Below are 20841 nucleotides of genomic sequence, written 5' to 3'. Positions count from 1 at the left end.
TTTTTCTTGATTGAATCGACCCTGGCGAAAAATTAGGATTAGAAACTCTCGCAAGAAGGGAAAAGATGTATCAGGAACTGACTGAGCAACAAATCGAGATTAGGGACACGATCCGCAGCTTCGTTAAGAAGGAGATCACCCACGAAGTTGCAATCCACTGGGACGAAGAAAACAAACATCCAGAAGAACTTATCAATAGAATGAGAACCGAGTTAGGAGTCAATGGACTCACTATCCCCGAAGAATACGGTGGATGGGGACTTGGTTCCGTAGAGCAGTGTTTAGTAACTGAAGAGCTTTCCAGAGGATGCCTTGGAATCAGCCTTTGCTTCGGTTATACTGGCCTTGGTATCCTTCCAATCATGAAAGGTGCAAGCCACGAACAAAAGAAAAAATGGCTTCAACCGGTTATCGACGGAGAATACGGAGTTTCTTTCTGTCTTTCCGAGCCTGGTGCAGGTTCTGACGTTCCGGGTATGAGCACTACTGCCGTTAAAAAAGGCGACAAGTGGGTCATTAACGGAACTAAACAATGGATCACTGGTGGTGGTAGCGCTGGAGCATATACAGTTTTTGCTTATACCGATAAAGGTCGCGGAACTCGTGGAGTTTCCTGCTTCTACGTAAAACGTGATACCCCAGGTTTGATCGTTGGTAAAAAAGAAGATAAACTAGGAATTCGTGCATCTGACACTCGTCAGATCATCTTTGAAGATTGTGCAGTTGAAGAAGCTACTATGATCGGAAAAGAAAATCTTGGATTCATCTACGCTCTTCAAACTCTGAACGCTTCTCGTCCATACGTTGCTGCTATGGGAGTTGGTGTTGCTCAAGCTGCTTTAGATCACGCTTCTAAATATGCTCGTCAGAGAGAGCAGTTCGGTTCCAAAATTTCCAGCTTCCAAGCTGTTCAGCACATGCTTGCAGATATGTCTATCGGTGTGGAAACAGCTCGTCAGATCTGTTATCTTTCCGCTCGTATGTCCGACGCTGATGATCCTCGTCTTCCGAAATATTCCGCAATTGCGAAAGCATATTGTTCTGAAACCGCAATGAAAGCGGCTACTGACGCGGTCCAAATTTTCGGCGGATACGGATACACTAAAGAGTATCCAGTTGAAAAACTGATGAGAGATGCAAAAATCCTTTGTATCTTCGAAGGAACCACTCAAATCCAAAAGAACGAGATCGCAGCTTATGTGATCCGTGAGGCAGCTTCTGCTAAATAATTAGAATTTTCTAAATTAGAAAATTTTTCTAAAAGGCGTCGGATTCCGGCGCCTTTTTTATTTTCTCTTCGCTCTAATCCTGCTTAAGGAAACAGGTGTGATCCCCAAATAGGAAGCGATATGATACTGGGGGACAATATCTTCTATATCCGGTCTGGATTCTAAAAGTAGATCATATCTTTCTTCTGCGCTGAGCGCCAAGAGTTCGTATTCTCTTCTTGCTTTTTTTAAGAATAAGTTTTCAGCGAAAATCCGACCAAGTCTTTCCCAAACGATGTCTTGGGAGAAAAGTTTTCTGAATTCTGAAAACTTTGCTACTGCAAGTTCGCAATCTGTGATTGCTCGGATATTACAAGTGGAAGGTTGTTCAGTAAGCAGGTCGAAATAAGATCCTGTAAAGTCTCCCGGAAAATTAAAACTTTTGATGTACTCGTTTCCCTGGTCAGTGAGATAATATTCTCTCAAAACTCCTGAGAATACGAAAGCGAACTCTGTGGGTTTGGCTCCTTGTTTGATCAGAAAATCCCCGTATTCTAATTTGCGAACCGTGTATAGTTGTTCAGACTTTTTCCAAACTTCTTTTGGAATAGGAGAGATTCGGTTCACGGTCTGGTAGATTTTTTCCCAATCAAGATCTTTCTGATCCATACAATTCCCGCTAACGGATTTCTCTTAAGAAAGTCCGCAAACGGAAATTTTACAAATCTATTTATTGGAAAAATCCAAAAACAATCATATGGAATTCAAAAAGGGGAGAGCTGTCTTCAGGAATTCCTGAGGGTTTTCCGCAAAAGGTACATGTCCCGTTTTTAGATACACGAGTTTTGAACCTTTTACTTTTTCGTGAAGTCTGAGTGCAAGTTTGGGATCTATAACCGGATCATATTCTCCCCATACGATCAATGTGGGCGCTTGGATTTGGGAGACTTTTTCTCTTAGGTCATGTCTTTCGTCTAAAAAACTTTTCCAGATGGAGGCATTCACTTCTTTTGCTCCTTCTACATTTTCTCTTTCTTTGATCCTGGTTAGAATGGACTCTGTATATTTGTTTCTGATCTTTATATAATGGTTTGGGAAGAAGTTCCAAACGAGTCCGGTAAACCATACCTTGGATTTTAATCCTGCAAAACTTTTAGTGATCCAGTCAGGATCGTTTAATCCTCCGGAGTCTACGATCACTAGTCCTTTTACCAGTTCCGGTCTTTGGACGGCAAGGTTCATGGATGCAAATCCTCCTAAGGAGTTCCCTATAAATATCCCGCCTTCCGGAGCCAATTGTTGGACCAGGTCAGGTAATATTTCTGCATACTCTACTGCAGAAGCGGAAGTCGCTGGTTGCGGATTTTCGGATAAGCCGTGACCTGGCCAGTCCAGGGAGATTACTTTATATTTTTCTGATAAACTCGGTAGGATGGATTCGAAATCGTTATGATCATGTCCTGCGGAGTGGAGTAAGAAGATCGGTTTTCCTTTTCCTTCTATCCAATAGGCAATCTTTCCTAATTTAGAAGAATAATATCCGCTGGGCAATTTTGGGGATGTAGTTTTGTTTTCTAAAACAGTTTCCATCTTTTCTCCTCCACTGCATTGAATAAATAACAAGCCGAGTAATAGACTTGTCGTTAGTGTTCGTTTCATACTCGGATCTTCTCTTAAAGAAGACTACAAGTCAAGAAAGGAGAAGGGGATCTGCTGATAAACGGATTATCCTATGTTAATCGGTTTTCATCTTACAATGGCCCATTTGACTAATTTAGCGACTGGGTTTAACCATTTTGCGACCTTCTTACGATATGTATGAGGGAATAATAAGAAGTTTTCTAGAGGATAGATCAGACCCTCATCTATTAATTTTTGTTTATTCTGCATTGATCCTAATTTATCTGGGTTGAGAACCGAATAAATTTTAGAGATCCCATCTTCGTCTATAAGGAAGCTTTGCATATAAGCCGGTTGGTCTTTGTAATAACCGATTAATGTTTCCGCTCCGTTCACCATTCCAAAATAAAAATCCAGAGTGTATTTGAGCTTGTTACTACCTGTTCGGATGAAGAAATGGGAAGCCCGTTCTTTTCCAATGATCGGAATTCTGGCGGCATTTACCTTTCCACCACCATCAGACCAAAGAACGATTTCTTCTTTCAAGAAAGGAACAAGTAGTTCCGGTTTTCCCTTGGAAGATGCGAGTAAAAAATCACGGAATATCTTCTTTCTTTTTTCGGAAGGCGCGTCGTATTTTTTGCGATCCGATTTGAGCGATTCTTTGGCTCGTTTTAGGATTTGCCTGCAATTCTCTTGATTTTTTCCCACAATTTTGGAAATGGAATCGTAACCCATCTCGAAACTTTCTCTGAGCAAAAAAACTGCTCTTTCAATCGGATTCAATTTTTCTAATAGATGTAAGAATGCCAGATCTAATGTTTCGGGATCCGGCTCTTCTTCCATAGGTTCCGGAGCCAACGGCTCCGGTAACCAAGGACCGATATAAGTTTCCCTTTTTCTTTTTGCTTTTCTTAAAGAATCCAGAGAGAGTCTGGCTGCAACGGTGGATAAGAATGCTTTTGGAGATCTGATCTTTTCTTCCTTGGATTTTTCCCATCTCAGAAAAGTTTCCTGCACTATATCCTCTGCTTCTACCACACTCCCTGTCATCTTATAGGCGATTCCGAAGACCAAACCTTTGTTTTCTATGAATTGATCTAGTCTTTCTTGGGTGCTCATTTTTCTGCCGTTACTAATCTTTCGTTTTCTTTGACTAAAGTTTTTTCTTTAGGTGTGGGGATTACATAAAAATCGAAATATTTTTCGGCCTTAAAGGAGAAGACTGTGAATTTACAAATTAGCTCTTTCACAATGGCTCCTAATCTTCCTGTCCAAATTTTTTCCTTAGGGCTATCGTCGTAGTTTAGGAATTGGAATAGTCCTTCTTTTCTTCCTAAACTCACGCAACGTCCCACATATGCTAATTGAAAAGGTTTTTGCCCTATTTCAGATTTTTTCCCTATTAGATTTGAGATCCTTTCTCCCAGATAAATTCCCATAGGAAGTGCCGTTGCACAGGCCATTCTTAAATAAGAATATTCTTCTCCAGGAACTTTCACTCCATCTCCTGCACCTAGAATATTAGAATATTCAGGAACCTGCATATACTCGGTCAAGTATATCTGGCCGATCTTATTTGCTTCTAATCCCGAATTTTTTCCCAGGTCGGATGCCACAAGTCCAGCGGAGATCACACAATAATCGTGAGGGACTTGGATTCCATTAGAAGTTTTGATCTTATTTTCTAATAGATATTCTCCTCTTTCTCCTTCAATCAGATCCACTTTCAGATTTTTCAGGACTTCTTTCATATAGAGAACTGCATTTGAGGAGAAATTTTTGCCTATCTTATCCGAATCCAAAAGTGTTATTTTTGCGAGTGGATAATTTTCCGCAAGTTCTGTTGCTACTTCGATCCCTGAAAGTCCTCCACCTAATACGGTGATTTTTGCTTCAGGATGCTTGGCCAATTCCTTTCTCAAACGTTCAGAATCCTGGAAACTTGCGACTGAGAAATAATTGATCCCTTTAGTGCCCGGATCTCCTGCTCTCATTCCTGCAGTATAACCCAGGTAATCGTATTCAAAATAGGTCCCGTCATTTAAGAGTACTTTGTTCTCTTTCGGAAATATTTTTTCGACTCTTTGGATGATAAGACTTACCTTTGGATTTAACAAATTTCGGATCTGGAAATCTTTTCCCTTAGTCCCTGCGATGACTTGGTGGTTTCTGATCTTTTCTCTAAAGGTCGGCTCTGCCGTGATCAACGTAATTTCTACCGCTGAATTTTTGCGGGACAATCTATTTGCCGCCGCGATCCCTGCATAACCTCCCCCTACGATCAATACCTTCTTCTTTGACATACTTGCCTCCGGTTCTACAAGCAAGACGAGTCTCGGTCATTTCTTGTGACAGTGTTTTCTATTTTCTTTGAGAAGAGGTCTCAGGCGACTTTTGGAAGGGTTTTCATTAGGAGATTGACAGAGGCATTCTTTTGAGCATCCTGGATAAGGAATTATGAAGCGTAATTTTTTCCTGATCCTTTCCTTGGTTTCGATCTTAGGATTGATCGTATGTAAGGAAAAAAAGCCTATCCCTGAACTGGAAGGATTTGTTGTTAAAAATGTAATCCATCCAAGTAATAATCCGTTCAACCAAGAAAAGGTAGAGCTGGGTAAAACCTTATATTTCGATCCAAGGCTTTCCTTTAATCAAGATGTAAGTTGCGCGAGTTGTCATAATACCTCCTCACCTTCCGAAGGTTTCCCTCGTACTAAGATCCATAATCCTGCTCCTTCTCTCACAAATGTCGCATTGTATAAAGATGTATTTAAGGATCCAGAAGCAAAAGAGCTAGAAGATATCGTAAAAGAAAAAGTACATTCTAAGCTATTATTCCAGAATGAAACAAAGCTCATACAAAGGATCTCTTCTATCCAAGGATATAAGGAACTTTTCGAAAAGGCTTATGGAGATCCTGAAATTTCTGGAGAAAGGATCGTTTTAGCGCTTTCTACCTTTCAAAGAACGATTGTGAGTAAAAATTCTAATTTCGATAAATTTGTGATGGGAGAGGAGACTGCTTTGACTCCTGCTCAGATCAGAGGTTGGAACGTTTTCCAGAACAAGGCAAAATGTATCCAATGTCACCAAGGTCCTAATTTTTCCGATTCTGAATTGCATACGACCGGTCTTGCAGGGATCAAGGATAAGGTTAGAACACCTACTTTGAGGGATGTTACCAAAAAGAAAACTTTCATGCATAACGGGATTTTTGGATCGATAGAAGATACTGTGAACCATTTTGCGGAAGGCGGACATTCCAAAGCGGTACATGATCCGATGTTAAGACCTGCGGAGCTTTCCGATCAGGACAAAAAGGATTTGATCGAATTCTTAAAAGCATTAGAAGGAGAACCCATTCAATGGGAAATCCCTTCTATTCCAAAAGCTTAATAGATTCTAAAATTAATTGTTGGAAGGAGTAGCCTGCTGTGCTTTTGCTACTTCGTTTTTGATGATGGTGTCTACGATCTCATCTACATTCACTCCGAACTTTTCAAAAACGGAATTTCTTGCCAGTTCGTAGCGGATAATATCCACGTTAAAGTTGATCCTTGCTTGGGCCACTTGTAGCTCGGCTTGGATCAAACCGTCCAAAGCGGATTTTACCAATACTGCGGTGAATCTACCCTGATTGAAGCGTGCTTGGACACCTCTGTAGAACTTCTCCGCTTCTTCTTTTCGAGTGTTTGCGGTTTCCAGAAGTTCCTGTCCTGCAACGATCGCATAATATCTATTGTCCAATTCTTCTTTAATCAGAGTTCTCAATTCGGTTTCTTGTTTTGCCAAAATATCCAATTTGAGTTTCGCATCTCTGATATCGGTTTGGATCCCTGTATCGAAGAGAGGATAAGAAAGTGCGAAATTTAAAGTTTTTTCGGGATATTTAAAAGACATCATCCCGGTTTCAGGATTCACATAGTTCGTCTGAGGATTTAAAAAGGTCTGGCCTCTTGTGGAATAACTTCCTGTAATTTTTAGAGAGGGCATATCTTCCGCATTTTTGATCTTCAGCTCTAACTCTGCGATCTGTCTTTGGCGGATCAAATTTTTTAGATCTATTCTATGATCCAAAGCGTATTGATAATCTTTACTAGGATTGATATCGTTCGGAACTTTTTCTTGAAGGTCGGTGATCCCGGAAATTTTAGAACTAGGATCTACGTTTAAAACACGGATCAAATTCCTTTCCGCTTCCGATCTGGCAAGTCTTGCTCTTTCTAAACTATTTTCAGTCTGAGTAAGAGCGCTATTCCATTGATTCACTTCGAATCCTTCGGAAAGACCTAGGTTCCGTTTTCTAACGGTTAGATCCCGGATGTTTTTGGTATTCTTTTCTAATCTATCGAATGTCTCTACCTGAGAATCGTAAACACTTAAGCTCCAATAATCTACCAAAGTTTTTACTACAAGCTGTGCTAGAATATTGACTAGCTCGTCCCTACGAATGACTGCATTTTGTTTCAGTACTTTTTGTTTTTCTTTCTCAGTTTGGCCGAAAGAATACTTTAAAAGTTCCTGACCAAGAGTTACAGTCAGAGCATCTGTGTATTGAGGAGGGGCTGCTAAATAAGAACCAACTGCACCTAATCTGGATGCGGCTGCCTGGGTCTCGAATGCGTCCGCGTCGAATCGAGTATGGCTGAGCTCTAAACTGAAATATGTCTGGGTTTCGAAGTTTTTTTGGATCCCTACGTTCACCCTATCGTTTGAGATCTTTGTTCCGGAGAGAACGTTATTATTATTCAGAGGAAGAGTAGTTTTTGTTTTCGAAAAACCGCCGACCAGCGTCCATGCATATTGAGATAGATTTTTTAACTCGGCAGTATCCGCTTTTACGAATTCCATCCCAGCGTTTCTAACTGTGATATTATTCGCTAGGACATAATTGACCGCTTCTTTCAAAGTGAGTTTAAGAACTCTAGGCCTATTTTGAAAGGATGGGTCTAACTCTTGGGCGAACTGGGAAGCTGGAAAACCGAAAGCTCCGACAAGCAAGAGTCGCAGATAAAATTTCCTTAACGAAGGAATATTTGCAGGCCTAAGCATATGTCGTTGGTCTTCCTACGGAGCATGGTTTTTGGTTCGGAAGAATTTGCCAAATCGAAAAATCTAAAGTAAAAGTCTAGACAGCTTAAAATCGATGAAAACTCCTGATAAAAAATTGAACCGACTCGCGTCTGAAAAAAGTCCTTATTTACTCCAACATTCTACCAATCCAGTGGATTGGTTTCCTTGGTCGGAAGAGGCATTTGCAAAGGCAAAATCCGAGAATAAACTGATCTTCTTATCCATTGGATACGCTACTTGTCATTGGTGCCATGTAATGGAGAAGGAATCGTTTGAGAACGAAACAACTGCGGAAGTTTTGAATAAAGATTACGTTTCCATCAAGGTGGATCGGGAAGAAAGACCGGACGTGGATCGGATCTATATGGATGCGTTACATGCCATGGGACAGCAGGGAGGCTGGCCTTTGAATATGTTCTTAACGCCTGAAGGTAAACCGATTACAGGGGGTACTTATTTTCCTCCTGTTCCTAAGTATGGAAGGAAAAGTTTCACAGAGGTTTTGGGAATTTTAACGGGCCTATGGAAGGAGAAGAAGGAAGAATTACTCGAGGCTTCCGAAGATCTGACCAAACACTTAAAAGAATCCGAAGAGACTAGAGCACTTGCGGGTGCTTCCGAGATTTCTTCGCCCGGATCCGAAGTATTCGAGAATGGATTTTTATTATATGATCGATTTTATGATCCGGATTACGCAGGTTTTAAATCTAATTCCGTAAATAAATTTCCGCCCAGTATGGGACTTAGCTTTTTATTACGTTATCATAAATCTACAGGTGAACCCAAAGCTCTCGAAATGGTAGAAGAGACCCTGACTGCAATGAAGAAGGGTGGGATCTACGACCAGATCGGTGGAGGACTTTGTAGGTATTCCACCGATCATCATTGGTTGGTCCCTCACTTCGAGAAAATGTTGTACGATAACTCTCTCTTTTTGGAAGCATTGGTAGAATGTTACCAGGCAGTAGGGGAAGCAAAATACAAGGACTATGCATACGATGTGATCGAATATCTTCATCGAGATATGAGATTACAAGGTGGTGGGATCGCAAGTGCAGAGGATGCAGATTCGGAAGGAGAAGAGGGGTTATTCTATCTTTGGACAAAAGAAGAAATAAGAGAAGTCTGCGGACAAGATTCTTTTCTCTTAGATGAATTTTGGAATATTACCGAAAAAGGAAATTTCGAAGAGAAAAATATCCTGCATGAATCTTTTAGAATGAATTTCTCCAGACTGCATGGTTTGGAGCCTTCCGAGTTAGCAGAGATTGTTTTACGAAACAGAAAAAAACTTTTAGAAAGACGTTCCCAAAGGATCAGACCTCTCAGGGACGATAAGATCCTATTCTCTTGGAATTGTTTGTATATCAAGGCATTGACAAAAGCTGCAATCGCATTTGGGGATGGGGACTTATTAAGAGAAGCGGAAGAAACCTATAAGTTCCTGGAAAAAAATCTGATCCGAGAGGACGGAAGATTGCTCAGAAGATTTAGAGAAGGTGAAGCCAGATTCTTAGCATATAGTTCTGATTATGCGGAATTCGTATTAGCTTCTTTATATCTATTCCAAGCCGGAAAAGGATTCAGATATCTGGAGAATGCGATCCGATACACAGAGGAAGCGATCCGACTTTTCCGAAGTCCTTCCGGTGCGTTTTTTGATTCCGGGATAGATGGAGAGGTATTACTCAGAAGGACAGTAGATGGGTACGATGGAGTGGAACCTTCTGCCAATAGTTCCTTTGCGACTGCATTCGTGCTACTTTCAAAGTTAGGAGTGGACTCGGAGAAATATCTGCAATATGCGGATTCTATCTTCTCTTATTTCAAACCTGAATTGGAAACATATCCTATGAATTATCCATATATGCTTTCCGCATTATGGCTCAGAAAATCTCCAGGAAGAGAACTTGCAGTAGTATATTCCAGCCAAGAGGAACTATTACCGATTTGGAAAGGTGTAGGTTCCTTATTCTTGCCGGAGACAGTGTTTGTATGGGCAAACGATAAGGAAGCGGAAGAGAATGGAGAAAAATTCCTACTTCTAAAAAACAGGAATTCAGGAGGAGGAGTGAAAGCTTACGTTTGCGTAGGATTTCACTGCGAACTCCCCGTATCAGACTGGACTAGTTTAAGAGAAAAATTGGTAGAAGATTAAGAGAGTTCTATTCTCTCTGCATCTCTCCAGAGCCTATCTAGATTATAATATTCTCTTTTTTCCGGGGTCATGATATGGACTATGAATTCACCGTAGTCCAATAAGGTCCAACCGGAAGAAGCGGACGTTCCTGTTTTATCCGTTTCTTTATGAGGTAATTTAAAACTTTTTAATGCTTTTTTGATCTCTCTTGCGACTGCATTTGCTTGCACTGCGGAGTTCACAGTACAGATCAAAAAGAAACTTAGGTATGAATGCACGGATTCTAGGTTTAAGACCGCGATCTCTTCGCATTTTTTATCCTGCATGATCTTATGGATAGTTTTCAGGATTTCCATTGTGTTTTCCGGGGTATTTTTGGGAGAAGAAGGACTCATATTTATTTTTTAGGCTCTATATCGGATCCAAGAAGAACTGTGGAGTCCAGTCCTAGATCCTTTCTTAATACATGATATACTTTTGTTTTTTCTAATATGGAGGAAATCTTATCCGCCACGGCGGTGTTCCCGGAACGATCTAAGATGATCGTCTTCTTAATATCTTTGGTCCAAGCATTGTCCACGGAAAGGACCTTGATCCTTTTATCAGCCAGAGTAGTTCTTACATCTTTTGCAAGTCCTGCCACTTCGGTTCCGTTCAATACTTCCGTTCTGGCATATTCTCCGTCTGTGAAAATTTCAGCAGATACATCCTTATGAAATTTTCGAACAGCAACAGAAGCCCTCGCAGGATCTGCAGTTAAGAATAAACGTCTTGTTTTTGGATCTAAAGCCGGCTCACCTGGGAGCTCGGTGATCCCGAATGCAAGTCTATGAGAAGTTGCGAATTTTAGAAGAGTGTAAAAATCTTCCTTGGAAAAATCGGAATCTACCAGACTGAAAACCATCTCCGACCAAAATGAATTCAGTAACTCTTTGTTTTCGTATAAGGTCTCGTAAACGGATAGAACCGCACTTTCTTGTCTGCTGATACGGTCCAGATAGTCCAAGGTTTCCTTCTTATCCATATAAGAAACGTAATCGTACGCATCTTCTCCAGAATAAGAATACAAACCTGGTTCTCTCACGTAAGAAGGAGAAACTCTATTGGTCCTATTATCAGTATATAAATTCACTCCACCTAAGATATCCACTATCTTAATAAAGGCAGAAGCGTTTATCTTTACAGTATAATTCGGCTTGGAACCTAAGATATCCTGGACTGCATCTTTTACTACGGATGGTGCCTTGGATTTAATTTGTTCTAAACTATCTTCCGGATCTTCGAATGTAGTGATCGGATGAAAGAAGAATAAAGCCACCCTTTCTTGAGAAGGGAAGATGGTCGCTAAAAACCCGAACTCATATACATCGTCGTTCCCAACTGCATGGAAAAGTATATGGATCGGTTTACCTGAGCTGATCTTTTCGTCCAGGCCGGTCCTTCTGAAATTACGAAAAAGAAAAAATAACAATGCCAAAAACAGAAAGCCTGCGGCGATCCATAGTGGAAAAAGATTAAAAGTTCGAATCGGTTTGTTAGGACTCAAGTCAAAGCCTCGGATTCCATTCAGAAAGAAAAAATAACCCTGTCAATTGGATAATTTTCCCAAGGCGAAATGATACATAGAGATCGTTCTTTTATGGATTTCTCTTTTATGATCCAAAAGGTCCTGCATGGTATGGATAGCCTTATTCAAAACGGCAAAGTAAAGATTTTCCTTTGCCTTGTGTCTCCATTCCGAATAGTCCTTTTGTTTTTCCGCAAACTCGGAACCTAAAAAGTCGGCTGCATACAAGATACAAGCCAAAAGGTTTAAGTCCTCTCCGCCTAATGTATGGTGTTTCACAGCATCTAAAACGGATCTTGTCTTTAAACCGTATTCTGTTTCCAAATAATAAGCCGCGGATCTGGAATGCCAGGCTGCTTCCGGAAGTTTAGGAGATTCAGAGTCCTTTACTTTTGCAAAAAGTTCCAAATGGAATTCTTTGGTTTTTTGTTTGGTGATATCGTGAACCACACCTGCTAAATAAGCTTCCTTGGATTCATTAGGTGAATGAACATTTGCAAGCTCTTCTGCGATCTCGGCCACCCTAAGACTATGTTCCCAACGTGTCTTAGTGATTTCCTTCGGGACAATATCGGTAAAATATTTTATCTGTTCTGGAGTAGTATTCGGAAGCATTAGCAATAAGATCTATTTTTAAGTATGATATCCCATACTTTATCAGACAAAGCAACCGGTTTCCGATTTTCCAAAATACATTTGGGAAGTTCTTCTCTCAGATCTATGGACGCCGCTTCGATGATCCGATTTCGTAAAAATACGATCTTATCTTTGAATTTTTGCAGGTTTTGATTTTGAGGAATGGACTCTGAAAATCTTCTGAACACCAATAGATAATCTAGCTTATTCAAAATATTCTCCCAGTTTTTCCATTTATGGAATTCGGAATAATTATCCTCCCCGATCAAAAGGCAGAGTTTCGCTCCAGGCATCACTTTCAAAAGTTCTAAAATAGTTTCGTCAGTATAACTTGGGGTTTCTCTTTTGATCTCCCAGTCCCAAACTTTTGTATTCGGGAAACTTTGGAACTGTGCCTGAACTAGATCTAAGATCATATCCGGAGGAGTTTTTTTATTCTTTTTCCATGGAGAAGTATGGTTGGGAACGATCAAAAGTTCTTTTGCGTTCGGGAAATTTTCCCAAAAACTAGACGCCACTTCTGCATGGCCTAGATGAGGAGGATCGAAACTCCCGCCAAACACTCCGACCAAACCGGAAGAGTTCATGAAGATAGAAGGTCCCTTATCCTCGGACCTGTCCTTCTCCTTCTGCGTATGTAGTGGTAGTTGTAAGATGTACAAGTCCCATCGGACCTCTTACGTGCAATTTTCCAGTAGAAATTCCAACTTCTGCTCCGAGTCCGAATTCTCCTCCGTCATGAAAGCGAGTGGAGATATTTACAAAGATCGCAGCGGAATCCAAGGAACGACTGAAAAAATTCGCAGCGCTAATATCTTCCGTTACGATCGCTTCCGTATGACCTGAGCTAGTCGCCTCAATAAATTCGATAGCTTCTTCTATCTTATCTACCGTTTTTACGGAAAATCTCAGATCTAAAAATTCTTCTAGATAATCTTCGTTCTTAACAGGTTGTCCTTTCGGAAAAATTGCCAAGGATTTTGGGTCCAAAAGAAGTTGTACACCTTTGGATGCAAGTTCGTCCAAAAGTTCTTTAATATAAGGATATTCGGAATGTATAATTAAGTTTTCGGCTGCATTACAGACCCCAGGTCTTTGCACCTTGGAATTCACCGCGATCGGTAAAACTTTTTTAGGATCTGCGGACTTATCTATATAAAGATTCACCACTCCCTTATCATGTTTTACAACAGGGATGAGAGAATTTTCCGAAACAAAACGGATAAGACCTTCTCCACCTCTAGGAACTACTATGTCAATGTATGAAGTCTGTTTGAGGAAAGGAACCATGTATTCCCTTTCCGTTCTGTCTACGAAGGTGACAGCATTCGCAGGCAGACCTTCTTCTTTTAAACAGTCTTGGAAAATTTTTGCGAGTATCGTGTTAGAGTGGATTGCTTCGGAACCGCCACGCAAGATACATGCGTTCCCGGATTTGAAAGATAAGGCTCCCACATCGATGGTAACATTCGGTCTGGATTCGTAAATCACCATGACCACACCCAAAGGAACTCTTTTTGTGTTTAGTCTGATCCCATTCGGAAGAGTAGCGCCTCTTACAGTTTCTCCCACAGGATCGGGAAGAGCCTTAATTTCAAGAACTGCGTTAGACAGACTTTGGATCCTTTTTTCGTCCAGGGTCAATCTGTCCAAAAGTGCAGAAGATAAACCTTTTGATTTTCCTGCTTCTAAGTCCTTTGCATTCTCTTTTAAAATTTCGGATTTTCTAGAAACCAAAGCAGAGGCTAACTTTTCCAAAACCTTATTCTTTTTGGAAGTATTGATGGATCGGATTTGTCTATAAGCATCTTTCGCGGATTTACAAAGTTCGTCTACGTAGATGGATTCTGCGGATCTTTGGATCATTCCTGACCTCCGTTACGTTTGGCTCGGAGAATGGATTTAATTTCCTCCTCCGTAAAGTGTTTCTTCTTACCGTTAGAGACAACCAATGTCCCGAGTGTATTCGTTTCTATAAACTCACGCACGCAATTTTTGCGATTTCCGTCTATGATCCCGCAAGGAATTCCTGCCTCGCTTGCGATAGAAGCCGCCTTGAGTTTGGTATACATTCCTCCGGTGCCTGGGCCGCTTGGGCCTCCCGCTTGAGAAAGTTCAGATTTTCCTACTTCTTCCAAGAAAGGCAGAAGTTTTCCATCTTTTAAAAAACCTTCTACACCTGTGAGTATGATCAGAAGATCCGCCTCTACGATTAGACTTACGATAGCGGAAAGTACGTCGTTATCTCCGAATTTTACTTCTTCCGTGGCGACTGAGTCGTTTTCGTTTACGATCGGAAGAATGCCCCAATCCAAAAGTTGTCCAAAGGTATTTTTTAGATTTTTAAATCCTTCCGGATTTTCCATGTCCAAGACGCCGAATAGTATCTGAGCGATCGGGAGATTTACCTTGGAAAAAAAACTGTCGTATAAATTCACCAGGCGGTTTTGGCCCATGGCAGCCAGAGCTTGCTTTTCCGGAAGAGATTCTCCGGCTTCTGCGGAGTTTGGAAGTGTTGCTAAAAGTTTTCTTCCTCTTGCGATTGCTCCGGAGGAAACTAGGATCACTTGTTTTCCAAGATCCCTGAGATGGCGTATGTCCGAAACCAGACTAAAAAGGAAATCATTCACTTCCTCTTCCGAGCCTGCAAGTCTTGCGGAACCTATTTTAATTACTATTTTATTGGATGTTTTGATTCTCTCGTTCAGATCATTTCTATTCATCTGAATTTTCCCGCTGTTCTTCTTCGTTAAAATGTAATTCTTCCAGTTCTTTTTGGAAGAATGTGGAATCCATTACAGAAAGTAATTCCTCTAAGTTAATTTCTTCCTGGGCGGAGATTGGGATCACCCTTCCCAAGGAAGAAACGGACTTGAGTAATTCTTCCGTAAAACTCTGGTCTTCCCAGATATCGATTTTATTTAAAACGATCAAATGCGGTCGGTTGAGAAGTTCCGGATTATAAGATCTCAATTCTGCCTGCAGCATCTTGAAATCCTCTTGGATGTCCAATGCAGCTGCATCAAAAACGTATAATATACCTTTTACTCTTTCTATATGTCTTAAGAAGGAAAGTCCTAGGCCGATACCTTTGCTTGCGCCTTCTACGATCCCTGGAATATCCGCCAACGTATAACGGTAGATATCTCCTTTTCTTTTTACCACACCTAGGTTAGGAGAAAGTGTGGTGAATGCGTATCCTGCGATCTTAGGATGTGCTTCCGTAATTTTGGAAAGTAGGGTAGACTTGCCTGCATTAGGAAGTCCTACAATTCCCACATCTGCCAGTAATTTTAGGCTCAGGCGTAGATGTTTGTATTCCCCGTCTTCTCCCGGTTGGGAAAATTTAGGGGTTTGGTGGGTAGAAGATTTGAAATGGGTATTTCCTTTTCCTCCTCTTCCGCCTTTGACGACCTGGAACTCTCCGTCGTCCTTTATAAAATCGTAAAGTAGTTCTCCGCTTTCCTCGTCGTAGATCTGTGTCCCGAGAGGAACAAAAAGGATTAGGTCTTCTCCTTTTTTTCCGGATCTTTCGTTACCTTCTCCTGGAAATCCGTCCTGGGCTCTAAATCTTCTTTTAGTAAGATAACGATCTAATGTGACCATGGAAAGGTTAGGGCGGATGATAATATTACCACCGATCCCACCGTCACCACCATCAGGTCCTCCGAATTCCACGTATTTCTCTCTTCGAAAATGCATGGATCCGGCTCCACCATGTCCGGCGGTAACTTCGATCACAACTTCATCTATAAACTTTTCCATGTTGAATTAGGCCCTTAAAATAAAAAAAGAAAGGCTCGAGGAAAAAATCCCCGGAAGGCCTTTCTTTTCCACGCACTAAATCTGAGATCTAATGCTTATTTCGGGTAAACGGAAACTTGAACTTTAGTTTTGGTAACTTGTTCAAATTTAACGTGACCTTCGACAAGAGAGTAAAGTGTATGATCTTTACCTACACCTACGTTTTTTCCGGCGTTTAATCTTGTTCCTCTTTGGCGAACGAGAATATTACCAGCTAAAACTAGTTCTCCTCCGAAACGTTTTACACCAAGACGTTTGGATTGGGAATCGCGTCCGTTTTTGGAAGAACCGCCACCTTTCTTATGTGCCATGTTTATTCTCCTATGAGTTCAATTTCAGAAGGATATTGTTCCTTCAAGTTGACCAATCCGCTTTTTACGAGATTGAATCCCGCATGAACGATCGGATCGGTCGTTTTTCCGGAGACGATCTTGAAGTCCAAGAGCCCGTCTCCGATTACCGCTTCTTTTGCCAACCCTTCCTTGCTTAAATGCAGGTAAAGAGTTTGGATGAGTACTCCGACAGCGGCGCAGAGAAGATTTTGTCCTTTGGATCCGTGCATCTTGGAAGCATGCCCGGAAGATTCCAAACCTAGGATTTCTTCTCCTTTTCGGAGTATCTTAATCCGGATCAAACTGCCGAAAGAGAAACTACCTTAACTTTTTGCAGTTGTTGTCTATGTCCCCAGGTTCTCTGAGAGTTTTTACGTTTTTTGTAAACGTAACCTCTTACTTTTTCTCCCTTTACGTCTTCCAATACTTTCAGAGAGACTTTAGCGGATTTAAGTTCCGGAGATCCGATATGGACCTTATTATTTTCAGCAAATAGTAACACCTTAGCGTCGAAGGTGTCTCCGGCATTCTTACCGGTCTTTTCAGTCAGGAATTCAAGATCCTGAGTGACTTTGAATTGTCGGTTGCCGACAGAGATGATCGCGAACATGATTACTGGCCTAGTTTTCTCGAGTTTTGACCAGTTTTGACTGGTCTGGGCCGGTGTCAAGGGTTTTGGGGTACGATTTCCAAGGAAGAAGATTCGCTTTCACCCGATACCTTCCGTTATTCGGGTTTTAAATCTTGCTTAGAATTCAGGGAATCGGATCTAATAGTCTATACTATTATGAGATATCTTATCGCTAAGAAAAAAGATTTGGGAGACGGTTTTTTTGTAAGAAGAGTGCTTCCTCAGATCGAAGCCAGGTCCGTGGGACCTTTTGTTTTTTTGGACCATATGGGTCCACTTCCCATCAAGACCGGGACTGAAATTGTAGTCCGCCCTCATCCTCATATAGGTCTTGCAACAGTCACTTATCTGTATGACGGAGTGATCACCCATAGAGACAGCATCGGAAAGGTAGAAGATATCCGCCCTTTCGAAGTGAACTGGATGACCGCAGGTTCCGGAATCGTACATAGCGAAAGATCCAAACTAGATCCTGAATATAATATCTTAGAAGGTATCCAGACCTGGGTGGCGCTTCCTAAAGAATTCGAAGAAACTTCTCCTGAATTTTTTCATCATGAAAGAGAAGAATTGCCCACAGTCAGCGGAGGAGGTTGGGAACTCAGGCTGATCGCAGGTTCCTTCATGGGAGAAGTTTCTCCGGTTAAAGTATATTCTCCATTATTCTATGCAGACCTCGAGGTCGAAGCAGGCGCAGAAGTAGAACTGCAAGTCTCTCAAGAACAAGAAGCGGGCATCTATGTCGCCAGAGGAAAGGTCGACGCGGAAGGAAAGGACGTCTCAGTAGGAGATATGGCAATCTATCCGAAAGGTGGAGCCGTAAAATTCAGAGCGGAAGAAACTTCCAGGATCGTACTCTTAGGTGGGACCCCACTTTCTACCCCAAGGCATATGTATTGGAACTTTGTATCCAGTTCTTTAGAAAGAATAGAACAAGCAAAAGTAGATTGGAAAGAAGATCGATTTGCTCATGTGCCCGGTGAGACAGAAAGGATCCCATTGCCTGAACATTAAGATCTTTAGGATCGTTTAAAACTGGCTATTAATAGCGATTTTATAGGTTCTTTTTCATCTCTTTGAAAAGAATTTCCTAAAATTCCACCTTGTCACCCTGGCCCCTGCGTAAATTTTGGTCATAGCATGGAAATCCGCAATATAGCCATTATCGCACACGTTGACCACGGTAAAACAACCCTTCTAGACGGCATTTTACGCCAAACCGGCGCAGTTACTGCCAAGGAAGATGGGGAAAGAATCATGGATAGTAATGATCTCGAAAAAGAAAAAGGGATCACTATTAAAGCCAAAAACACTGCAGTTATTTATAAAGGAACTCGCATCAACGTAGTGGATACTCCAGGTCACGCGGATTTCGGAGGAGAGGTGGAGAGGGTTCTTTCCACAGCGGATTCCTGCCTTCTTCTTGTAGACGCATTCGACGGACCCATGCCTCAAACCAGATTCGTATTAGGTAAGTCACTTCAATTAGGACATAAGCCTATCTTAGTGATCAATAAGATCGATAGAGATGGAGCTCGTCCTGACGCAGTCGTAGACATGGTTTTCGACTTATTCAGCGATTTAGGTGCAACCAACGAGCAATTGGATTTTCCGATTGTATACGCGTCTGCAAAACAAGGTTGGGCAGTCAGCAAATTGGAAGATGCTCCTAGCACTAATTTAGATGCACTGTTAGATACAGTGCTCTCGCATGTTCCTCCGGTAAAAGCGAATATAGACGCTGCGTTACAATTCCAAGTTACTTCTTTGGATTATAACGATTACGTGGGCCGTATTGCGATCGGTAAGATCTATAACGGAAGACTACAAAGAGGAATGAACGTAGTTCAACTTTCCCCTAAAACAAATGGAAGGGACGAGACCCAAATTTTAAAAGTCACTAAATTATACAATTTTGAAGGTCTGAAACGTAACGAGATAGAAGAGGCGGAAGCCGGAGACATCGTTGCGATTGCAGGACTACCTGATGTATTTATCGGAGACACTGTTTGTGAACCTGGAAGGCCCGCAGCGATGCCTGCTATCGAGGTAGAAGAACCTACAGTATCCATGTATTTTATGGTAAACAATTCTCCTTTTGCAAGCAAAGAGGGTAAATTCGTAACTACCAGAAATATCCGTGAACGTTTGGATAGAGAATTAGAAACAAACGTAGCGATGCGTTTGGAAGAAACTGAAGACAAAGACCGCTTCAAGGTTTTAGGCCGAGGAGAATTACATCTTTCCGTCCTCATCGAAACCATGAGAAGAGAAGGTTTCGAGCTACAAGTTTCCCGCCCTGAAGTAATCATCAAGAAGGGAGAAAACGGAGAAAAGCTGGAGCCTTACGAGTATCTCGTAATGGATCTACCTGACCAATTCACCGGAAGTATTATCTCCGAGCTGAACCGCAGAAAGGGAGAGCTCCAATTGATGGATGCTCATCCGTCCGGAATGACCAGAGTGGAATTCGTAATTCCTACCAGAGGTATCATCGGATTCAGAGGATATTTCGTAACGGAAACCAAAGGAGAAGGAGTGGCATCCAGCCGCTTCCTACGATTCGATCTTTATAAGGGAGAGATCCCAGGTAGAAAGAACGGAGCATTGATCTCTATGGACTCCGGAGAAACTACAGGTTATGCTCTTTGGAAAATCCAGGAAAGAGGGGAACTTCTCATCGATCCTCAAACTCCTGTTTATCCAGGAATGATTATCGGGATCCATTCCAGGGACAACGACCTGGAAGTGAACCCAGTAAAAGAGAAAAAACTGACTAACGTAAGATCTTCTGGGGCGGACGAAGCTATCCGTTTGATTCCACCTCGCAAATTCAGCTTAGAGCAGAATATCGAGTTCTTGGATGATGATGAACTTCTAGAAGTAACCCCTCAGAGTATGCGTCTTCGTAAGAAGCACTTAGATGCAAACATGAGAAAACGCGCTGGAAAATAAATAACTTCAAGGGTTTTCCCAACGAACCACATTGTAAAAAGCCCCTTATTGGGGCTTTTTTATTGTCCTTTTTCTTAATTCCATAGGATTTATGAGAGTAGTATTTGAGGGCTTAGTATGAAGTTATTCTGTTGCAAACGGTTTGTCATAGCGTTCATCATAGTTCCTTTATTTAACTGTTTCGGGTTCATGTTGTATTCAACTCGAGACAGATTCAGAGTAGATACACTATACTCAGATACTGTAAATTCTTATCAAAAATCTATGAATAAGCCCCCTTTGCGGATTGAAACCGATGGAGCTTGTATCGTACATTATTATAAATCCTATTCTAGTGATAAAAATGGGCTTATATTTGGTCCAATTCCGATCTTTTGGTCTGCTCCCGATCGAGAATCTGTTTATTTGCTGAAGAATGAAATTCTTGTAAGAAAGCTTTCGGGTCCAGTGTCTTGCGAGCACGGTTGTTGGTGTACATTAAAACTTAGCGTTTGGAGCCAGGGTGGGTGTTCCTGTTCTTGGGGATGCGCAGATTCTGTATCACTTTCTGAACAGATTGAAAGTATATGTTCTAAATAAGTTTCACAATGTATCGATCGATACAGAGATTCTGCTACACCGAATGGTGTAAAACATATTATAATTTCAGAATATTCTTTATCTTTATTTTTAATTGAACGATCGGTTTAAGATCATTTTTTCCTTTTCACTTATAATTCTCTTATTTTCTCAATTGACAATTTAACGCCGTTCTATAATCAACTTTGTGAGCCGGAGACACAGAAGAGGTGGACAAAGGTTCAAATAGCGAACGTTCGAAATTAAATATCTAAATCGATTGTTTGTTATATATAAAAAGAACTCCTTCCTAA

The 20841-nt window shown here is 41.3% G+C and carries 20 protein-coding genes; 5 read left to right on the top strand and 15 right to left on the bottom strand.

Annotation, left to right across the window (positions count from 1 at the left end):
- The first annotated feature begins 65 nt into the window (after positions 1-65).
- Entirely contained in the window at positions 66-1229 is a 1164-nt protein-coding gene (locus LPTSP_RS06750) for an acyl-CoA dehydrogenase family protein (protein WP_108928041.1), read from the top strand.
- Positions 1230-1286: 57 nt separating this feature from the next.
- Here the strand turns inward: LPTSP_RS06750 and LPTSP_RS06745 are convergent, their stop codons facing one another.
- The 4 genes from LPTSP_RS06745 to LPTSP_RS06730 form a co-directional block, all read right to left on the bottom strand.
- Entirely contained in the window at positions 1287-1877 is a 591-nt protein-coding gene (locus tag LPTSP_RS06745; RefSeq protein WP_108928040.1) for a Crp/Fnr family transcriptional regulator, read from the bottom strand.
- A gap of 84 nt (positions 1878-1961) precedes the next feature.
- Positions 1962-2798 carry an alpha/beta fold hydrolase gene (locus LPTSP_RS06740; RefSeq protein WP_108928039.1) on the bottom strand — a complete coding sequence of 279 codons (837 nt, stop codon included), beginning with the start codon at positions 2796-2798 and terminating at the stop codon, positions 1962-1964.
- Between the two features lie 156 nt (positions 2799-2954).
- Complete coding sequence (locus LPTSP_RS06735; protein ID WP_108928038.1) at positions 2955-3950, bottom strand: sigma-70 family RNA polymerase sigma factor; 996 nt, start codon at positions 3948-3950, stop codon at positions 2955-2957.
- Positions 3947-5134 carry an NAD(P)/FAD-dependent oxidoreductase gene (locus LPTSP_RS06730; RefSeq protein WP_108928037.1) on the bottom strand — a complete coding sequence of 396 codons (1188 nt, stop codon included), beginning with the start codon at positions 5132-5134 and terminating at the stop codon, positions 3947-3949. The genes LPTSP_RS06735 and LPTSP_RS06730 overlap by 4 nt, the downstream gene beginning before the upstream one ends.
- 154 nt (positions 5135-5288) lie before the next feature.
- Between LPTSP_RS06730 and LPTSP_RS06725 the strand changes: the two genes are divergently transcribed.
- The gene (locus tag LPTSP_RS06725; RefSeq protein WP_108928036.1) at positions 5289-6227 is read left to right on the top strand and encodes a cytochrome-c peroxidase; all 939 of its coding nucleotides are present in this window, start codon (positions 5289-5291) and stop codon (positions 6225-6227) included.
- A gap of 12 nt (positions 6228-6239) precedes the next feature.
- Here the strand turns inward: LPTSP_RS06725 and LPTSP_RS06720 are convergent, their stop codons facing one another.
- Positions 6240-7883 (bottom strand): TolC family protein, encoded by a 1644-nt coding sequence (locus tag LPTSP_RS06720; RefSeq protein ID WP_108928035.1) that lies wholly within the window; start codon positions 7881-7883, stop codon positions 6240-6242.
- A 94-nt stretch (positions 7884-7977) separates the two neighbouring features.
- Here LPTSP_RS06720 and LPTSP_RS06715 point away from each other — a divergent pair, with 94 nt between their 5' ends.
- A complete protein-coding gene (locus LPTSP_RS06715; protein ID WP_108928034.1) occupies positions 7978-10062 on the top strand; it encodes a thioredoxin domain-containing protein in 2085 nt (694 codons plus the stop codon).
- On the opposite strand, the gene rsfS is transcribed toward LPTSP_RS06715, so the two are convergent.
- The 10 genes from rsfS to rplU form a co-directional block, all read right to left on the bottom strand.
- On the bottom strand, positions 10059-10439 hold the full coding sequence (gene rsfS / locus LPTSP_RS06710; protein WP_108928033.1) for a ribosome silencing factor: 381 nt from the start codon (positions 10437-10439) through the stop codon (positions 10059-10061). The genes LPTSP_RS06715 and rsfS overlap by 4 nt on opposite strands.
- 2 nt (positions 10440-10441) lie before the next feature.
- Positions 10442-11590, bottom strand: coding sequence for an LCP family protein (locus tag LPTSP_RS06705; RefSeq protein WP_108928032.1), 1149 nt, complete (start codon positions 11588-11590; stop codon positions 10442-10444).
- A gap of 42 nt (positions 11591-11632) precedes the next feature.
- Positions 11633-12226: a bis(5'-nucleosyl)-tetraphosphatase (symmetrical) YqeK gene (gene yqeK / locus LPTSP_RS06700; protein WP_108928031.1), complete on the bottom strand. Its 594-nt coding sequence runs from the start codon at positions 12224-12226 to the stop codon at positions 11633-11635.
- The gene (locus tag LPTSP_RS06695) at positions 12226-12834 is read right to left on the bottom strand and encodes a nicotinate-nicotinamide nucleotide adenylyltransferase (RefSeq protein ID WP_108928030.1); all 609 of its coding nucleotides are present in this window, start codon (positions 12832-12834) and stop codon (positions 12226-12228) included. Before LPTSP_RS06695 ends, yqeK begins: the two co-directional genes overlap by 1 nt.
- Before the next feature lie 16 nt (positions 12835-12850).
- Positions 12851-14113: a glutamate-5-semialdehyde dehydrogenase gene (locus LPTSP_RS06690; RefSeq protein ID WP_108928029.1), complete on the bottom strand. Its 1263-nt coding sequence runs from the start codon at positions 14111-14113 to the stop codon at positions 12851-12853.
- A complete protein-coding gene (gene proB, locus LPTSP_RS06685; RefSeq protein ID WP_174704442.1) occupies positions 14110-14976 on the bottom strand; it encodes a glutamate 5-kinase in 867 nt (288 codons plus the stop codon). The genes LPTSP_RS06690 and proB overlap by 4 nt, the downstream gene beginning before the upstream one ends.
- A complete protein-coding gene (obgE, locus tag LPTSP_RS06680) occupies positions 14963-16012 on the bottom strand; it encodes a GTPase ObgE (RefSeq protein WP_108928027.1) in 1050 nt (349 codons plus the stop codon). The genes proB and obgE overlap by 14 nt, the downstream gene beginning before the upstream one ends.
- 95 nt (positions 16013-16107) lie before the next feature.
- On the bottom strand, positions 16108-16362 hold the full coding sequence (rpmA, locus tag LPTSP_RS06675) for a 50S ribosomal protein L27 (protein WP_108928026.1): 255 nt from the start codon (positions 16360-16362) through the stop codon (positions 16108-16110).
- 2 nt (positions 16363-16364) lie between these two features.
- Positions 16365-16685: a ribosomal-processing cysteine protease Prp gene (locus LPTSP_RS06670; RefSeq protein ID WP_108928025.1), complete on the bottom strand. Its 321-nt coding sequence runs from the start codon at positions 16683-16685 to the stop codon at positions 16365-16367.
- A complete protein-coding gene (gene rplU, locus LPTSP_RS06665) occupies positions 16682-16993 on the bottom strand; it encodes a 50S ribosomal protein L21 (protein ID WP_008593635.1) in 312 nt (103 codons plus the stop codon). The genes LPTSP_RS06670 and rplU overlap by 4 nt, the downstream gene beginning before the upstream one ends.
- Before the next feature lie 177 nt (positions 16994-17170).
- Here rplU and LPTSP_RS06660 point away from each other — a divergent pair, with 177 nt between their 5' ends.
- Both LPTSP_RS06660 and typA read left to right on the top strand, forming a co-directional pair.
- Positions 17171-18028, top strand: a complete 858-nt coding sequence (locus tag LPTSP_RS06660; protein WP_108928024.1) for a pirin family protein — start codon at positions 17171-17173, stop codon at positions 18026-18028.
- A 126-nt stretch (positions 18029-18154) separates the two neighbouring features.
- A complete protein-coding gene (gene typA / locus LPTSP_RS06655) occupies positions 18155-19969 on the top strand; it encodes a translational GTPase TypA (protein WP_108928023.1) in 1815 nt (604 codons plus the stop codon).
- Positions 19970-20841 lie beyond the last annotated feature (872 nt).

Source organism: Leptospira johnsonii (assembly GCF_003112675.1).
GTDB lineage: Bacteria > Spirochaetota > Leptospiria > Leptospirales > Leptospiraceae > Leptospira_B > Leptospira_B johnsonii.
This window is presented reverse-complemented; position numbering and strand designations above follow the sequence as displayed.

Excerpts from the sequence above, each read along its gene's own strand:
- LPTSP_RS06750 (WP_108928041.1), top strand. The coding sequence starts at position 66 with ATGTATCAGGAACTGACTGAGCAACAAATCGAGATTAGGGACACGATC.
- LPTSP_RS06745 (WP_108928040.1), bottom strand. The coding sequence starts at position 1,877 with ATGGATCAGAAAGATCTTGATTGGGAAAAAATCTACCAGACCGTGAAC.
- LPTSP_RS06715 (WP_108928034.1), top strand. The coding sequence starts at position 7,978 with ATGAAAACTCCTGATAAAAAATTGAACCGACTCGCGTCTGAAAAAAGT.
- LPTSP_RS06740 (WP_108928039.1), bottom strand. The coding sequence starts at position 2,798 with ATGGAAACTGTTTTAGAAAACAAAACTACATCCCCAAAATTGCCCAGC.
- typA (WP_108928023.1), top strand. The coding sequence starts at position 18,155 with ATGGAAATCCGCAATATAGCCATTATCGCACACGTTGACCACGGTAAA.
- LPTSP_RS06735 (WP_108928038.1), bottom strand. The coding sequence starts at position 3,950 with ATGAGCACCCAAGAAAGACTAGATCAATTCATAGAAAACAAAGGTTTG.
- LPTSP_RS06720 (WP_108928035.1), bottom strand. The coding sequence starts at position 7,883 with ATGCTTAGGCCTGCAAATATTCCTTCGTTAAGGAAATTTTATCTGCGA.
- yqeK (WP_108928031.1), bottom strand. The coding sequence starts at position 12,226 with ATGCTTCCGAATACTACTCCAGAACAGATAAAATATTTTACCGATATT.
- rsfS (WP_108928033.1), bottom strand. The coding sequence starts at position 10,439 with ATGAGTCCTTCTTCTCCCAAAAATACCCCGGAAAACACAATGGAAATC.
- LPTSP_RS06725 (WP_108928036.1), top strand. The coding sequence starts at position 5,289 with ATGAAGCGTAATTTTTTCCTGATCCTTTCCTTGGTTTCGATCTTAGGA.
- LPTSP_RS06690 (WP_108928029.1), bottom strand. The coding sequence starts at position 14,113 with ATGATCCAAAGATCCGCAGAATCCATCTACGTAGACGAACTTTGTAAA.
- rpmA (WP_108928026.1), bottom strand. The coding sequence starts at position 16,362 with ATGGCACATAAGAAAGGTGGCGGTTCTTCCAAAAACGGACGCGATTCC.
- LPTSP_RS06730 (WP_108928037.1), bottom strand. The coding sequence starts at position 5,134 with ATGTCAAAGAAGAAGGTATTGATCGTAGGGGGAGGTTATGCAGGGATC.
- obgE (WP_108928027.1), bottom strand. The coding sequence starts at position 16,012 with ATGGAAAAGTTTATAGATGAAGTTGTGATCGAAGTTACCGCCGGACAT.
- LPTSP_RS06660 (WP_108928024.1), top strand. The coding sequence starts at position 17,171 with ATGAGATATCTTATCGCTAAGAAAAAAGATTTGGGAGACGGTTTTTTT.
- LPTSP_RS06695 (WP_108928030.1), bottom strand. The coding sequence starts at position 12,834 with ATGAACTCTTCCGGTTTGGTCGGAGTGTTTGGCGGGAGTTTCGATCCT.
- rplU (WP_008593635.1), bottom strand. The coding sequence starts at position 16,993 with ATGTTCGCGATCATCTCTGTCGGCAACCGACAATTCAAAGTCACTCAG.